Source organism: Corallococcus llansteffanensis (assembly GCF_003612055.1).
Lineage (GTDB): Bacteria > Myxococcota > Myxococcia > Myxococcales > Myxococcaceae > Corallococcus > Corallococcus llansteffanensis.
The window spans coordinates 1-15,216 of record NZ_RAWB01000214.1 but is presented as its reverse complement, the minus strand read 5'-3'; the positions used below and the strand labels follow the sequence as shown (position 1 = coordinate 15,216).

At 69.1% G+C, this 15,216-nt stretch carries 11 protein-coding genes and 1 pseudogene; 3 read left to right on the top strand and 9 right to left on the bottom strand.

From position 1 onward, the window contains the following. Positions 1 to 735 (bottom strand): annotated as a pseudogene (locus D7V93_RS20535) (hypothetical protein); the annotation flags it as partial. A gap of 50 nt (positions 736 to 785) precedes the next feature. After that, the gene (locus D7V93_RS20530; RefSeq protein ID WP_244237404.1) at positions 786 to 1,721 is read right to left on the bottom strand and encodes a class I SAM-dependent methyltransferase; all 936 of its coding nucleotides are present in this window, start codon (positions 1,719 to 1,721) and stop codon (positions 786 to 788) included. Between the two features lie 187 nt (positions 1,722 to 1,908). On the opposite strand from D7V93_RS20530, the gene D7V93_RS20525 reads away from it, so the two are divergent. Beyond that, on the top strand, positions 1,909 to 5,694 hold the full coding sequence (locus D7V93_RS20525) for an FAD-dependent oxidoreductase (protein WP_120645029.1): 3,786 nt from the start codon (positions 1,909 to 1,911) through the stop codon (positions 5,692 to 5,694). A gap of 1 nt (position 5,695) precedes the next feature. On the opposite strand, the gene D7V93_RS20520 is transcribed toward D7V93_RS20525, so the two are convergent. Continuing rightward, positions 5,696 to 6,376 carry a hypothetical protein gene (locus D7V93_RS20520; RefSeq protein WP_120645028.1) on the bottom strand — a complete coding sequence of 227 codons (681 nt, stop codon included), beginning with the start codon at positions 6,374 to 6,376 and terminating at the stop codon, positions 5,696 to 5,698. A gap of 186 nt (positions 6,377 to 6,562) precedes the next feature. Between D7V93_RS20520 and D7V93_RS20515 the strand changes: the two genes are divergently transcribed. After that, positions 6,563 to 7,105 (top strand): SixA phosphatase family protein, encoded by a 543-nt coding sequence (locus D7V93_RS20515; RefSeq protein WP_120645027.1) that lies wholly within the window; start codon positions 6,563 to 6,565, stop codon positions 7,103 to 7,105. A gap of 17 nt (positions 7,106 to 7,122) precedes the next feature. Beyond that, the gene (gene cyaY, locus D7V93_RS20510) at positions 7,123 to 7,455 is read left to right on the top strand and encodes an iron donor protein CyaY (RefSeq protein ID WP_120613394.1); all 333 of its coding nucleotides are present in this window, start codon (positions 7,123 to 7,125) and stop codon (positions 7,453 to 7,455) included. Here cyaY and D7V93_RS20505 read toward each other — a convergent pair. The 6 genes from D7V93_RS20505 to secA all read right to left on the bottom strand — a co-directional run bounded on the left by D7V93_RS20505 (position 7,443) and on the right by secA (position 14,962). Next, entirely contained in the window at positions 7,443 to 8,438 is a 996-nt protein-coding gene (locus D7V93_RS20505; protein WP_120645026.1) for a diguanylate cyclase, read from the bottom strand. The two genes, cyaY and D7V93_RS20505, sit on opposite strands and share 13 nt — an antisense overlap. Continuing rightward, on the bottom strand, positions 8,438 to 8,992 hold the full coding sequence (gene frr, locus D7V93_RS20500) for a ribosome recycling factor (protein WP_120613396.1): 555 nt from the start codon (positions 8,990 to 8,992) through the stop codon (positions 8,438 to 8,440). The genes D7V93_RS20505 and frr overlap by 1 nt, the downstream gene beginning before the upstream one ends. 42 nt (positions 8,993 to 9,034) lie before the next feature. Then, positions 9,035 to 9,781, bottom strand: a complete 747-nt coding sequence (gene pyrH / locus D7V93_RS20495) for a UMP kinase (protein ID WP_120613397.1) — start codon at positions 9,779 to 9,781, stop codon at positions 9,035 to 9,037. 205 nt (positions 9,782 to 9,986) lie between these two features. Next, the gene (gene tsf, locus D7V93_RS20490) at positions 9,987 to 10,640 is read right to left on the bottom strand and encodes a translation elongation factor Ts (protein WP_120645025.1); all 654 of its coding nucleotides are present in this window, start codon (positions 10,638 to 10,640) and stop codon (positions 9,987 to 9,989) included. A 170-nt stretch (positions 10,641 to 10,810) separates the two neighbouring features. Further along, a complete protein-coding gene (gene rpsB / locus D7V93_RS20485; protein ID WP_120613399.1) occupies positions 10,811 to 11,788 on the bottom strand; it encodes a 30S ribosomal protein S2 in 978 nt (325 codons plus the stop codon). Between the two features lie 339 nt (positions 11,789 to 12,127). Continuing rightward, on the bottom strand, positions 12,128 to 14,962 hold the full coding sequence (secA, locus tag D7V93_RS20480; protein ID WP_120645024.1) for a preprotein translocase subunit SecA: 2,835 nt from the start codon (positions 14,960 to 14,962) through the stop codon (positions 12,128 to 12,130). Positions 14,963 to 15,216 lie beyond the last annotated feature (254 nt).

The following is a 15,216-nucleotide window of genomic DNA, read 5'->3' as shown; positions in this document are numbered from 1 at the left end:
CGCCACCACTGCGCGCCGCACGACAGGGTCCTTCCACGTGTCCACGGAGAGCAGCGGCCCGCGCTTCCACCGCTCCGCCACCACCCACAGCAGCGAGAAGAGCGCGATGTAGACGAGGTAGTAGTAGTCACACAGCAACACGTACAACGCGGATGCCGCCAGCCCCACCAGCCACTTGCGCTTGCCCTCGCCCAGCCACCGGAAGAAGCAGTAGAGGTAGAGCGGCATCCCCTCCAGCGCGGTGAGGTTCAGGTGCGCCGTCGCGTGGTTGAGGTGGTAGCGCGAGAAGTTGAACACGCACGCGCCCGCCAGCGCCGCCGCGGCGGCAATCCACGGCCCGTGGCCCGCGCGCTCCAGCAGGTAGCGCAAGAGCAGCCACGTCGTGTAGCCCGTCAGCACGAACGAGCCGAACAGCACGGCGTTGTACGCCGTCTCCACCGACATGAACGGCAGCAGCACCACGCCCCAGAGCGTCTTCGCGGGCGCCAGTGTGTGCCAGTACAGCTCCGCGCCCAGGGGCCAGTGCAGGAAGGGCGCGAAGAAGGGGTTCTGAGGCTGCACCCAGACGGCCTGGCGCATCCACCAGAGGTGCCACATGTTCATGTAGACGTCTTCCCGGCCGCCCAGCACCGCCCCCTTCATCTGGGACAGGAGCGGCCAGGTGTGGAACGCCGACAGCAGGAAGGACACCCCCAGCGCGAGCGGGTGCAGCATCCGCCGTGCCCCAGGAGACATGGGCGCGGACATCGGTGGGGATATCGGTGAGGACATCGGCGCCGGGGGACTCAGAGCGGCCGCTCGGCGGCCATCAGCATGTTGTCGCCCAGGTTGAACGGGATGGACCAACTGGACGGCACGCCCCGCCGCACCAGCTCCAGCACCGGCGCCGCGGGCTGGAAGCTCGCGCCCACCTTCCGGAGCAGGTAGTCCGCGGAGATGATGTGCGTGTACGTCCGGACGTCCGTGACGTGGAAGCCCACCTCCTCCAGCAGCAGCGCCAGGGTGCGGCGGCCGAAGTAGAACAGGTGCATGTCCATCAGCCACGGCCACTGCCCGCCCATCACGCGCGCCAGCAGGCTGCCCGCGTCGATGGTGGACAGGTAGATGCGGCCGCCGGGGCGCACGAGCTTCAGCGCCGCCTTCAGCTCCTCGCGCGGATCCGCGAAGTGCTCCACCACGTCCCACAGCGTCACCACGTCGTACTGGAGCCCCCTCGCCGCCAGCTCCTTGAGGGGCACGCCGTGCACGGTGAAGCCCAGGCCGCGCGCGTTGTTGCCCGCCCAGCGCGACAGCTCCAGCCCCTCCGGCTGGAAGCCCGCCTCGCGCGCGACATCCAGGAAGTAGCCGCAGTAGGCGCCCACATCCAGCAGCGTGCGCCCCTTCGCCGGGCCCAGCTCCCGCAACACGCGGCGGAAGGTGTGGTAGCGGTTGTCCTTCTCCGCGACGTAGAGCGGGTCCTCCACGTCCTGGTACGCCTGCAGCAGCGCATCCGGGGACTGGATGGGCCACTGGAACATCATCCCGCAGTCCTCGCAGCCCCAGATGGGCGGGTGGCTGCGGTGGCCGAACGACGTGCAGTTGTAGGCGGCCGCCCCCTCGGGTTGGGCGCTGCCCCGCGCCCGGTGACGCAGCCGCAGGCGCCCTCCCTTGCACAGGTAACAGGCGTCCGGCACGGGGGCCAGGTGCGGTTCAGCGGCACGACGTGCGGCGTTGTCCATCATGGCGGCGCACCGTAACCGCAAGGGCCTACCGCCTCAACACGTCGGATGGGGGGAAAGGCCGGGCGATGGCACCCATGGGTCCGGGGCCCTCCCGACTCGCGAGCCCTCTTGCTTTCCGGGCGGCACGCCGCGAAATAGGCCCCTTTCCGGAATCGTTGCTCCAGGTTCTCCTCCCCCTGTCCGTGACATGCGCGCCTTGAACGAACCCGCCTCCGCCCCTGCTCCGACCCTTCACCTGGGCCTGCCGGGATTCTCCTTCGAAGACCTGTACCGCCCCAGCGGCCTGCGCCGGCTGGCGGAGCGCTTCGACGCGCAGCTCCAGGGCGACGCCCCGGACCTGTTCCAGGCCTTCGACGCCTACCGCAAGTCCGGAGGCACCACGCCGTCCGGCCCGGCGGAATCCGACCTGCTCATCCAGGTGGCCCGCCACGTCTCGCGCTTCGTCGCGACCCTGTTCGGCATCGGCACGGAGTCCGAGCGCCTGGCCCGCCACCTGCGCGGCGAGCTGCCGCTCTTCGACTTCAAGCGTGAGTTCATCACGCGCCGCGTCTTCAAGAAGGGCGCCCAGGACCGCCCGTCGCTCGCGGAGTTCCCGGCGCTCGACGGCCGCATGCGCCTGCTCATGCAGCTGGGCTTCCCGGACGCGCTCGCCCACGGCGACCTGGAGCGCGCGCTCGCGGAGTCCATCCTGTCGCTGCTCGACCTGGAGCGGCTCTTCTCCGGCAACCTGCCCCCCGCGCACCAGGAGCGCGCCCCGGCCCTGCGCGAGCAGTGGGCCGCCCTGCGCCTCGCGCTCATCGCCACGCCCGAGGGCGCGGACGCCTTCGGCTCCAGCCTGGTGACGAAGGGCGACGACGCGGCCGAGCTCCAGGCCGTGCGCGCGCTCCTGTCGCTGGCGGACCGGTGGACGTACGCCCGCGCGCTGCACCCGGAGACGAAGTCGCTCTTCCACACCTGGCCCACGCTGCGGCTGCCCAAGCCGCTGGTGTTCGACCAGCTGGTGCAGCTGCAGCGTCCGGACGCCGCGCTGGAGGAGAAGACGGAGGGGTTGGAGCACCACCTGCGCCACCGCGACGGCTTCAAGCTCACCGACCGCCGGGGCACGCCGCGCGACGTGATGAACGAGGTGGACTACTGCGTCATCTGCCACGAGCGGCAGAAGGACTCGTGCTCCAAGGGCTTCCCCGCGAAGGACCCGGTGGCGGAGGGGCACTCGTTCAAGAAGAACCCCCTGGGCATCCCGCTCACCGGCTGCCCGCTGGACGAGCGCATCTCGGAGGCGCACGCGCTCAAGCGCGAGGGTGACTCCGTGGCGGCGCTCGCCATGGTGACGCTGGACAACCCCATGTGCCCGGGCACCGGCCACCGCATCTGCAACGACTGCATGAAGGCCTGCATCTTCCAGAAGCAGGAGCCGGTGAACATCCCGCTCGCGGAGACGGCCACCCTCACCGACGTGCTGGAGCTGCCGTGGGGCTTTGAGATCTACGGCCTGCTCACGCGCTGGAACCCGCTCAACATCCGCCGCCCGTACGCCCTGCCCTACGTGGGCCGCAACGTGATGGTCGTGGGCCTGGGGCCCGCCGGCTACACGCTGTCGCACTACCTGCTGAATGAAGGCTTCGCCGTCACCGGCGTGGACGGCCTCAAGATTGAACCGTTCCCGGACGAGCTGGTGGGCCGCAACGGCCACAAGCTGGAACCCATCCGCGACTGGCGCGGGCTCACGCGCGAATTGGACGAGCGCGTGCTGGAGGGCTTCGGCGGCGTGTCCGAGTACGGAATCACGGTGCGCTGGGACAAGAACTTCCTCACGCTCATCCACCTGACGCTCGCGCGCCGTGAGGGCCTGCGCATCTACGGCGGCATCCGCTTCGGCGGCACGCTGACGCTGGAGGATGCCTGGGCGCTGGGCTTCGACCACGTGGCCATCGCCGCGGGCGCGGGCCGGCCCACCATCATCGGGATGAAGAACAACCTCATCCGGGGCATCCGCAAGGCCTCCGACTTCCTGATGGCGCTGCAGCTCACGGGCGCCTTCAAGCGCGACTCGCTGGCGAACCTCCAGGTGCAGCTGCCCGCCATCGTCATCGGCGGCGGCCTCACCGGCGTGGACACCGCCACGGAGCTGATGGCGTACTACCCGGTGCAGGTGGAGAAGACGCTGGAGCGCCACGAGAAGCTCGTCGCGGACCTGGGCGAAGCAGGCGTCATCGAGCGCCTGGACGCCGAGGAGCGCGCCACCTACCAGACCTTCCTGGAGCACGGCCGCGCCGTCCGCGCCGAACGCCAGAAGGCCCAGGCGGAGGGCCGCACGCCGGACTTCATCCACCTGGTGCGCCAGTGGGGCGGCGTGAGCCTCTGCTACCGCCGGGGCCTCACCGAGTCCCCCGCCTACCGCCTCAACCACGAGGAGGTCTCCAAGGCGCTGGAGGAGGGCATCCGCTTCATCGAACGGATGAGCCCCGTGGAGGCGCTGCCTGACGCGTCCGGCGCGGTGCGCGCCCTGCGCTTCGAGCGCATGGTGACGGTGGACGGCCGGCTCAAGGGCAGCGGCCAGTTCTTCGAGCTGCCGGCGAAGACGGTGTGCGTGGCCGCGGGCACGTCCCCCAACGTCACGTACGAGAAGGAGTACCCGGGCACCTTCCAGCTCGACGAGGCGAAGGAGTACTTCCAGGGCTTCGAGCTGGTGGAGAAGCCGGAGGGCGCGGGCTTCACGCTCCAGCCGGTGGAGGCCGCGGAGGACCCCGAGGCGAAGGTGGGCTTCTTCACGTCCTACCAGCAGGACGGCCGCTTCGTGTCCTTCTACGGCGACAACCACCCGACCTACGCGGGCAACGTGGTGAAGGCCATGGCCAGCGCGAAGGACGGGCACCCGCAGGTGGCGCGCCTGTTCGCGAAGGAGGTCGCGTCACTGGACTTCGCCGACACGACCGCGCAGGAGGCTCGCGAGGCGAAGCGCCTGGAGCACTTCGCGAAGCTGGACGAGGCGTTCCTCGCCACCGTCGTCGCGGTGAACCGGCTCACGCCGACCATCGTGGAGGTGGTGGTGCGGGCTCCCTTCGCCGCGAGCCACTTCTCCCCCGGCCAGTTCTACCGGCTCCAGAACTTCGAGCGGAACGCGCCCCTCGTGGACGGCGTGCGCCTCACCATGGAGGGCCTCGCGCTCACGGGCGCGTGGGTGGACAAGGAGAAGGGCCTGATGGGCACCATCGTGCTGGAGATGGGCTCCTCCTCCCGCCTGTGCGCCGCGCTCAAGCCCGGCGAGTCCGTCGTGCTGATGGGCCCCACGGGCGCGCCCACCGAAATCGGCCACAACGAGACGGTGGTGCTGGTGGGTGGCGGCCTGGGCAACGCGGTCCTCTTCTCCATCGCGCGCTCGCTCAAGGCGGCGGGCTGCCGCGTCGTCTACTTCGCCGGCTACCGGATGAAGGCGGACTCGTTCAAGCAGGAGGAGATTGAACTGGGCACCGACCAGGTCATCTGGTCCGTGGACGGCGGCGACCTGCTGGACGTGCGCCGGCCGCAGGACGCGGCCTTCCGGGGCAACGTGGTGCAGGCCATGGTGGCCTACGCGGAAGGCAAGCTGGGCGTGGCGCCGGTCATCTCCCTCAGTGAGGTGGACCGCATCATCGCCATCGGCTCGGACCGGATGATGCGCGCGGTGGCCGAGGCGCGGCACGGCGTGCTGCAGCCGTACCTGAAGCCCGGACACGAGGCCATCGGGTCCATCAACTCCCCCATGCAGTGCATGATGAAGGAGATCTGCGCCCAGTGCCTCCAGCGGCACGTGGACCCGCTCACCGGCAAGGAGACGTGGGTGTTCTCCTGCTACAACCAGGACCAGCGGCTGGACCACGTGGACTTCGTCAACCTGAACCAGCGCCTGCGCGGCAACACGGTGCTGGAGAAGATGGGCGACACCTTCCTCGCGCAGCTCCTGAAGAAGGCCCCGCACCTCAAGCGCGTGTGAGTCAGCGCCGCACGCCCGCGAAGGCCTTGAGCATGTCCTGATAGTTCTTCGTCAGGTCGACTTCGCGGGTGAGCACCACGTCCACGTTGGCGTCGCCGAACTCGCGGCGCGCCTCCGGGAGCTTCTGGAAGGCCTCCACCTGGCGCCGCATGGAATCCACCTGCGGCGCCAGCTCCTGCTGCTGCTCCGCGGGCATGCGGGACTGGAGCGCCTCCAGCTTCTTGAGCTCCTCCTCGTACTGGAGCGTGCGTCCCATCTGGCGCTGGCTGATGACGGCGGTGACGATCTCCGCGATGCGGTTGACGTCGTCGGTGGTGAGGCCCGCGGCCTTGCGCGCGTCCGTCTCCGCCTGGGCCTTGCGCTCGATGAGCCTCAGCCCCGAGCGCGCCGCCTCCAGCGCCTGCGGCGTGCCCGCGTCCATCAGCGGCCCCATGTCCTGCAGCCCCCTCATGAGCGAGCCGTAGACCTCCAGCATCTTGCGCTGGTAGCCCACGTAGGCCTCCAGCTTCGCCTGCGTCAGCGGGTAGGGTCCGGCCGTGCCATCGTCGGGGGCCACCTCGCCCTCCAGGCGGGCGACCGTCTCCCCTCCTTCGGTGCCAGCCTCCGGGCCACCGCCGACCGTATCCTTGCGACACGCCGAGAGGACCAGGGTTACGGGCAACCACCACCACAGCTTGCGCATGCCACCTCCAGCGACCGCCACCGGCGCGGGGCAGTGTATGCTCCGACGGGCCCCCGCGAGCGCCGGTTCCCGAACGCCGACCCCACGTCGGCTGTTCCGGCCACTGAACATTCGCCGCATTACCTTTGACCAACCGGGCCACGGTCATGTACGAACCGCGGGCTTGTCGCGTTCAGTGGAGGGACTTTGAGGATTTTCCTGGTAAGGCACGGCGATGCGGACGCAGAGATCCCCGAGGGTCTCGGCGACGAGGCGCGCGCGCTGACCGCGAAGGCCCGCGCGAACATTGCCCAGCACTTCGCGTCGCTGTCCGAGCGCATGGGGCCCATCAACCTCATCCTCACCAGCCCGCTGGTGCGCACGGTGCAGACCGCGCAGATCCTCTCCTTCGCGACGAAGCACGAGGGCCTGCTGCGCGTGCACCGCTGCCTCCTGCCGGACATGCCGGTGGGCGCGGTGGAGCCCGTGCTCAAGGATCACAACCACGAGAACCTCGTCCTCGTGGGCCACCAGCCCTCGATGGGCGCGCTCGCGGCGCACCTGCTGGGGATGCAGTCCTTCCCCAAGCCGGTGAACCCGGGCACGGTCATCGCCATGGAGTGGCCGGACACGCCCACCAGCACCGAGGACCAGGTCCCCGGCGAGAAGGGTGAGAACCCCCCCGCCCAGCACCTGAAGTTCCTGTTCTACGCCGCCCCCGGCCAGCAGGTCCTCGACGTCATCCAGTGACGTCCGGGAGCGCGGCCATGATGGACGAAGCCCGCTACAACCCGCTCGTCGCCGCCGCCTTCAAGCGCATCATGGCGGCGGCGGACGCGTTCGACCCGGACGTGCTGGAAGCCGACAGCACGGGCGACATGGTGACGCTGACGGCCAGCTCCCGTGAGAAGTGCATCATCAACACCCAGCGCGCCGTCCGGCAGCTCTGGGTGGCCGGCCAGGGCCAGGGCATCCACTTCGACTACGACGAAGCCTCGCGCACCTGGAAGGACGACAAGGGGCGCGGGCTGGAGCTGTTCGCCTTCGTCGCCGGCGTCGTGAAGCACCTCACCGGCCAGGACCTCGTCTACCCGTCCTGAGCACCAGGGCCCGGGCCTGACGGGGCCACCACCACGCTGTCGCCCCCGCCCATCTGGGCCCGGCGCAGCGCCTCCCCCGCTTCCCTCAGGAGCCCGCCGAAGCTGAGGCCCGCGCCCTGCGTGAGCCCCTTGCCGCCGCTCGAGGGTTCGGACACCGCCACGCCCACGGACGCCGTGGCGCCCGGCAGGGTCTTCAGGGAGGGCATCCGCTCGCGCAGCCGCTCCGCCACCACCCGGGCCCCGGAGCGCGGCGTGTGGGGCAGGAACGCCACGAAGCGGCTCTCCGCGAAGGGCACCACCACGTCGATGTCGCGCACCCCCGCCGTCAGCAGCCCCAGGGCCTCCGCGAGCAGCGCGGTGCGCGCCGGGGGCGCGAGGCTCAGGGTGTGCTCGGTGAAGCGATCCAACTCCACCAGCAGCAGGGAGATGGGGTAGCGGTAGCGCCGGCTGCGCTTCACCTCCATCAGCAGCAGGCGCTTGAGGAAGTCGAAGTCCGGGGAGGTGCTGACCGCGAACACGTCCGTCCGGGAGGCCCTGCGCTCCGGAAGGCCTCCGGGACGCGCCGGGATGCCCACGGCCGCCGCCGCCCCGCCGTCCTCCGGGGCCTGGGGGCGGGCTCCCGCCTCGTCCAGGCGCAGCACCAGCCGCACGCACGTCACGACGGTGCCGCGCTTGAGGGGCCCCACCAGGCACCCGTCGGCCCCGGCCTGGGTGGCGCGCGGGTCCGCGTGCTCCTCGTCCGGGGGGTACACCAGCAGCACCGGCAGCCGGGAGCCCTTCTGGCGCAGCTCCTGGCACAGGGCCTCTCCGTCCACGGGGAGGCTCGCGGACGCCACGAGCACCGCCGGGGGACGGTCTTCCAGCAGGCGGCGCGCTTCCACTGCGCTGCCCACCCAGGCCACCTCGTGGCCGGCGCCCTCCAGGTACCGCCGCAGCGCGCTGGCGACGGGGGCGGACGGCTCGGCCAGGAGGACGGTGGCCATCAGACCTTCATGACCTCTTTTTCCTTCTCCGCGTAGATGGTGTCGACCTGCTTGATGCCCGCGGCCGTCTTGTCCTCCACGTCCTTGGAGAAGCGCTTGAGGTCGTCCTCGGTGATCTTCTTGTCCTTCTGCTGGGCCTTGAGGGCTTCCAGGATGTCGCGGCGGTGGTTGCGGATGGCCACCTTGTGGTCCTCCGCCTTGGTCTTCACCTGCTTGACGATGTCCTTGCGGCGCTCCTCCGTGAGCGGCGGGAAGGGCAGGCGGATCATCTCCCCGTCGTTCATCGGGTTGATGCCCAGGTTCGCCTCGCGCAGGGCCTTCTCGATGTCCTTGAGGACGCCCTTGTCCCACGGCTTGATGGTGATGAGCCGGGGCTCGGGCGCGTTGATGCTGGCCACGCCCGCGAGCGGCGTCGGCGTGCCGTACTGGTCCACCCGGATGCCGTCGAGGATGGCGGTGCTCGCACGGCCCGTGCGCACCTTGGCCAGCTCCCGCTTGAGGTCTTCCAGCGTCTTGTCGATACGAGGCTTCAGTTCCGCGACGGTGTCAGCCATTGCAGTCTCCTCCAGAAGCTTGTGTCAGCCCTGCTCGGGGTTTCAGGCCCAGACCGTCTCGGAGGCCCCGACGACGGTGCCAAACTCACCCTGCTTGCCCATGACGGCGCGGTGGATGTTCCCGCGCGTGCCCAGGTCGAACACGATGATGGGCAGCTTGTTGTCCATGCACAGCGAGATGGCCGTGGAGTCCATCACGTTGAGGTTCTGCTTCAACACGTCCATGTACGTCAGCGTCCGGTAGCGCCGAGCCGTGGGGTCCTTCTTCGGGTCCGCGTTGTAGACGCCGTCCACCTTGGTCGCCTTGAGGATGACCTGCGCGTTGATCTCCATCGCGCGCAGCGACGCGGCCGTGTCGGTGGTGAAGTAGGGGTTGCCCGTGCCCGCGGCGAAGATGACGACGCGGCCCTTCTCCAGGTGCCGCACCGCGCGCCGGCGGATGTAGGGCTCCGCGATCTGCTCCATCTTGATGGCGGACTGCACGCGCGTCTTCAGACCCTGCTTCTCCAGCGCGTCCTGCATCGCCATGGAGTTGATGCAGGTGGCGAGCATGCCCATGTAGTCCGCGCTCGCGCGGTCCATGCCCTCCGTCGCCCCGGCCACGCCGCGGAAGATGTTGCCTCCGCCAATGACGACGGCCAGCTCGATGCCCGCCCGGGACAGCTCGGCGATTTCTTCAGCGATGCGCGTGAGGGTGGGGGGGTGGATGCCGTACTTCCCCTCGCCCATCAGGGCTTCGCCCGACAGTTTGAGGAGGATGCGCTTGTAGGGAGAGGTGGATTCGGACATACGCGACCGCTTCTATCCCCCGCCCCGCGCCCGATCAACGATGGAAGTCATCGCCGGGCCCGCACCGTCCGATGCCGGGCGTCCGGACGGTCCCGAAGGGGGAAGGAGGCCCTGGAATACCGAGGGCCGCGCCCCCGAGGCCTCCCCTGCTGAGGGGAAGCCACGAGCACGCGGCCCCGGGTGCGGCAGGTACAGCGAAGAGCGCTTAGGCCTGGCCCAGCGTCTTGGCGACCTCGGCGGCGAGGTCTTCCTTCTTCTTCTCGATGCCCTCGCCCACTTCGAAGCGGACGAAGCGGCGCACGGAGACCTTCTCGCCAATCTTCGCGGCGCGCTCGGTGATCATCTCACCGACCTTCTTCTTGTCGTCCTTCACCCAGAGCTGGTCCACGAGGCAGACGCCCTCGTAGTACTTCTCCATCTTGCCCACGAGGATCTTCTCCAGCATGGCCTCGGGCTTGCCCTGCTGCTTGAGCAGCTCGCGCTGGATCTCCTTCTCCTTGTCCATCGCGTCCTGCGGGACTTCCTCGCGGCGCACGAACTTGGGGCTGGCCGCGGCGACCTGCATGGCCACGTCCTTCGCCAGGTCCTGGAAGTCGGTGTTGCGCGCGACGAAGTCGGTCTCGCAGTTGACCTCCACGATGACGCCGATGCGGCCGCCGTGGATGTAGCTGGTGATGATGCCTTCGGCGGCGACGCGGCCTTCCTTGCCGGCGGCGCGCGAGATGCCCTTCTTGCGCAGCCACTCCTCGGCCTTCACGAAGTCGCCGGCCGTCTCGGAGAGGGCCTTCTTGCAGTCCATCATGCCCGCGCCGGTCCGCTCGCGGAGGTCCTTCACCATCTGGGCGCTGATCTCAGCCATGTTCGTCTCTCTTCTTCTGCTCCGAGCACGGCGGCGTGCGCCGCGGGAGGAGCCATGAGTTCAAGGGGGATACCGCGGGGACAAAAAAATGGAGACGGCCGGACAGCGGGCCTTGGAAGGTGCCGCCCGGCCGACTCCGGAGCTTGCGTGGAAGCGAGGACGGCGGCGGACTACTCGGCCGCGGGCGTCTCGCCACCCTCGGCGGCGGGCGTCTCGGTGGCGACGGGGGCGGCAGCGCCCTTCATCTCCACGAGGGGGCCACGGCGCTCGCCGCCACGGTCACCACCACCACCCCGGCGGTCATCGCGGTCGCGGCGGTCGTTGCGGCGGGGACCCCGGCGATCATCGCGGTCGCGGCGGTCGTCACGGCCCTCACGCTCCTCCTGCTCGTCGCGCTCGGCGGCGCCGGACGCACGGTAGCGCGCCGCACCCTCGAGGCACGCGTCCGCGATCTTCGACGTGAAGAGCTTGATGGAGCGGATGGCGTCGTCGTTGCCCGGGATGACGAAGTCGATGCCGTCCGGATCGCAGTTCGTGTCCACCAGGCCAATCACCGGGATGCCCAGGCGGGTGGCCTCGTGGATGGCGATGTGCTCCTTCTTCGGGTCGATGATGAAGACGCAGCGGGGCAGCTTCGCCATGTCCTTCACGCCGCCCAGGTTCTTCTCCAGCTTCTCGCGCTCACGGTCGAGCTGGGCGACTTCCTTCTTGGGCAGGCGCTCGAAGGTGCCGTCCTCGGCCATCTTCTCCAGCGTCTTGAGCCGGTCGATGCCCTGCTTGATGGTCTTGAAGTTCGTCAGCGTGCCACCCAGCCAGCGGCTGGTGACGAAGAACTGACCGGCGCGCGCGGCCTCCTCGCGGATGACGTCCTGCGCCTGCTTCTTGGTGCCGACGAAGAGCACCGACCCGCCACGGGCCGTGATGTCCGCGACGAAGCGGAAGGCCGACCGGGCCATCGTCACGGTCTTCTGCAGGTCGATGATGTAGATGCCGTTGCGGGCACCGAAGATGTAGGGCTTCATCTTCGGGTTCCAGCGCTTGGTCTGGTGGCCGAAGTGGACGCCGGCCTCGAGCAGCTGGCGCATCGTGATGCCGCTGGCGGCGGCCATCGCCTGGGCCTGCGTCTGGGTATCCTGCTGGGTTTCCATGGTGCGTGTACCTTCCGGTTGTGTTCCGCCACGCGCGTCTTGGGAAGTCCCGGCCCTGGCCCTTCCACCTGGAGGGGCACCGGCGACCGGCACGCGCGTGTGAGTAGTGGGTGCTGCGACTGCCTTCGGGCGTACGGCCCGGCCCCTACATAACAGGGCGCGGCGTCCTTAGCAGAACGCTTGAGAGGGGCGCAAGCTTCGGCGCACCGCCTGTCCGGGTTCCCCCGTTCCAGGCCCGCTCCCCTCCCCTCCAGGAAGGCGACCGGCGCGGCCCCCGCTCCCCTGGAAGGGAGGGCGACCGCGCCGGAGGGCGACGTCAGGGCTGTCTACGGCGGACGGCTAGGCGTTGGCCTCGTTGGCGCCGTGGCACTTCTTGTACTTGCGGCCGCTGCCGCAGGGGCAGGGGTCGTTGCGGCCCACGCGAGGGGCGTCCGAGGGGGCGGCGGCGGCGGCCCGCTGGGCGACCGGGGTGGCGGTGGCCTCCGCGAGCTTCCCTTCGGCGTCCGCGCGGCCCTCCACGGCCCTCTTCTGCTGCTGGGCGAGCTGCCGCTGGATGCGGGCGGTCTCCTCCGCCGCGCTGGAGGCGGAGCGGGCCTGCACGCGCATCATCTGGCTGACGAACTGCGTCTTGATGGCGGCGAGCATCTGGATGAATCCCTGGTAGCCCTCCTTCTTGTACTCCTGCTTCGGGTCCTTCTGACCGTAGCCGCGCAGGCCGATGCCCTGGCGCAGGTGGTCCATGGCCAGCAGGTGGTCCTTCCAGAGCTGGTCGATGGTGGCCAGGTACCGGTACTGCAGGAAGCGCATGAAGTCTTCGCTGAACTCCTGCTCGCGGGCGGAGAAGACCTTCTCCGCCGCCTGGTAGATCTGCTCCTGGAGCTCCTCCCGGTTGCCGGTGCCCTCGAAGCTCATCTCCAGGTTGAAGGACTCCTTCACCGCGGCGGACAGCGCCTCGATGTCCCAGGTGTCGGAGCTGCGCGTGGCGGCGTAGGTGTCCGTCAGGGACACGACAGCGTCGTCCATCGCGTCCAGGACCATCTCCCGGAAGTCCGCCCAGGTGATGACGCGCTCGGAGCGGGTCTTCACGCGGGTCTTCAAATCCTCTTCGTACTCCACGAGCGGGACGCCCGCGCCCGACGCGAGCACCTGGCGGCGCAGCTTGTAGATGGTGCGCCGCTGCTGGTTCATCACGTCGTCGTACTCGAGCAGGTTCTTGCGGATGTCGAAGTTGTGGCCTTCGACCCGCTTCTGCGCGCTCTCGATGGCCCGCGACAGCCAGATGTGCTCGATGACCTCGCCCTCCTCCATGCCCAGGCGCTCCATCAGGCTCTGGATGCGCTCGGACCCGAAGATGCGCATCAGGTCGTCCTCGAGCGACAGGAAGAAGCGGCTGGCGCCCGGGTCACCCTGACGGCCGGCGCGGCCTCGCAGCTGGTTGTCCACGCGGCGCGACTCGTGACGCTCGGTGCCGATGATGAAGAGGCCGCCGGCGGCCATGACCTCCTGGCGCTCCTGCTTCGTCAGCTCCTCGTTCTTCGCCTTGGTCTCCGCGAAGCGCGCCTCGTAGTCCGCCAGCGCCGCCTGGTAGGCGGTCAGGTCCACCGGCTGGCCGTCCTGGGACGACAGGGGCGGCTCCGGCGGCGGGCCCATGGCGCTCTTGGTCATGACCTCCGCGTTGCCGCCCAGGAGGATGTCCGTGCCTCGGCCGGCCATGTTGGTGGAGATGGTGACCGCGCCCTTGCGGCCCGCCTGAGCGACGATGTCCGCCTCGCGCTGGTGCGCCTTGGCGTTCAGCACGTTGTGGGGCACGCCGCGCTTCTTGAGGAAGTTGGCGACCACCTCGCTCTTGGCGATGGACACCGTGCCCACGAGCACCGGCTGCCCCGCCTTGTGCAGCTCTTCGATCTGCCCGGCGACGGCCTCGAACTTCTCGCGCTCCGTCTTGTAGACCACGTCCTGCTCGTCGCGGCGCACCGCGGGCCGGTTGGTCGGGACGACGCGCACGTCGAGGTTGTAGATCTTGGCGAACTCCTCCGCCTCCGTGTCCGCGGTGCCCGTCATGCCGGACAGCTTGGAGTACATGCGGAAGTAGTTCTGGAACGAGACCGTGGCGAGCGTCTGGTTCTCGTTTTCAATCTTCACGCCCTCCTTGGCCTCGATGGCCTGGTGGAGGCCGTCCGACCAGCGCCGGCCCGGCATGAGGCGGCCGGTGAACTCGTCGACGATCTGGACCTCGCCTTCCTTCACCACGTAGTCCTTGTCGCGCTTGTAGAGCGTGTGCGCGCGCAGGGCCTGCTCGACGTGGTGGAGGGTTTCGATCTCGTCCGGGGCGTAGAGGTTGCCGACGCCCAGCTTGCGCTGGAGCTTGTCGATGCCGTCGTCGGTGAGGGCCACCGCGCGGTGCTTCTCGTCCAGGGTGTAGTCCTGGTCCGGGACGAGCGCCGGGATGACCTTGTCCACGAGGAGGTACTTGTCGGTGCTGTCCTCGGTGGGGCCGGAGATGATGAGCGGCGTGCGGGCCTCGTCGATGAGGATGGAGTCCACCTCGTCGACGATGGCGTAGTTGAGCTCCCGCTGGACGTAGTCCTGCAGGCGGAACTTCATGTTGTCGCGCAGGTAGTCGAAGCCGAACTCGTTGTTCTGCCCGTAGGTGATGTCCGAGCGGTACGCCTCCTGGCGCTGCTTGTCGGACAGCTCGTGGAGCACGCAGCCCGTCGTCATGCCCAGGAACTTGTAGACGCGGCCCATCCACTCGGCGTCACGACGCGCCAGGTAGTCGTTCACGGTGACGACGTGGACGCCCCGGCCGGACAGCGCGTTGAGGTAGGAGGGCAGCGTGGCGGTGAGCGTCTTGCCCTCACCGGTGCGCATCTCCGCGATGCAGCCCTCGTGGAGGAACAGGCCGCCCACGAGCTGCACGTCGTAGTGGCGCTGGCCGATGACCCGGCGCGCCGCCTCACGGGTGATGGCGAAGGCCTCGAAGAGGAAGTCGTCCAGCGGCCGGCCGTTCTGGATCTCCTGCTTCATCCGGGCCGTCTCGCGCGCGAAGTCCTCGTCCTGGAGGGCCTTCATGCGGGGTTCCAGCTCGTTGATGCGAGCAATCTTCAGTCGGGCCTTCTTGAGCTCGCGCTCATTCTTCGTCCCGATGAGCTTCTTTAGCGTCCATTCAATCATGTTGGCTCTCTCGCCGGAGAATCCTCGAAGGAAGGCGGCGAGTGAAGGGAATTCCCAGGAGATGTAAGGGAGAACCAGACCAAAACCACGCGCGCCCCCCGAAACTTCCTCTCGGCTGGCCGCCCGGCGCGCGGTGGCCCAGAGTAAAGCGGAACCGAGTCCACGCAATGTCCCCTAAGCAGATTCAACGTCCCCGCGCCGCGAAGACTTCATCCGGCCGCTCCTCCCCGGGCCCCCGCCGACCAGGCGCCCCC

What these genes read in the sequence shown, in the direction of transcription:
- D7V93_RS20530 (WP_244237404.1), bottom strand. Translation starts at nt 1,721, where the DNA reads ATGATGGACAACGCCGCACGTCGTGCCGCTGAACCGCACCTGGCCCCC.
- D7V93_RS20525 (WP_120645029.1), top strand. Translation starts at nt 1,909, where the DNA reads ATGCGCGCCTTGAACGAACCCGCCTCCGCCCCTGCTCCGACCCTTCAC.
- D7V93_RS20520 (WP_120645028.1), bottom strand. Translation starts at nt 6,376, where the DNA reads ATGCGCAAGCTGTGGTGGTGGTTGCCCGTAACCCTGGTCCTCTCGGCG.
- cyaY (WP_120613394.1), top strand. Translation starts at nt 7,123, where the DNA reads ATGATGGACGAAGCCCGCTACAACCCGCTCGTCGCCGCCGCCTTCAAG.
- D7V93_RS20505 (WP_120645026.1), bottom strand. Translation starts at nt 8,438, where the DNA reads ATGGCCACCGTCCTCCTGGCCGAGCCGTCCGCCCCCGTCGCCAGCGCG.
- frr (WP_120613396.1), bottom strand. Translation starts at nt 8,992, where the DNA reads ATGGCTGACACCGTCGCGGAACTGAAGCCTCGTATCGACAAGACGCTG.
- pyrH (WP_120613397.1), bottom strand. Translation starts at nt 9,781, where the DNA reads ATGTCCGAATCCACCTCTCCCTACAAGCGCATCCTCCTCAAACTGTCG.
- tsf (WP_120645025.1), bottom strand. Translation starts at nt 10,640, where the DNA reads ATGGCTGAGATCAGCGCCCAGATGGTGAAGGACCTCCGCGAGCGGACC.
- rpsB (WP_120613399.1), bottom strand. Translation starts at nt 11,788, where the DNA reads ATGGAAACCCAGCAGGATACCCAGACGCAGGCCCAGGCGATGGCCGCC.
- secA (WP_120645024.1), bottom strand. Translation starts at nt 14,962, where the DNA reads ATGATTGAATGGACGCTAAAGAAGCTCATCGGGACGAAGAATGAGCGC.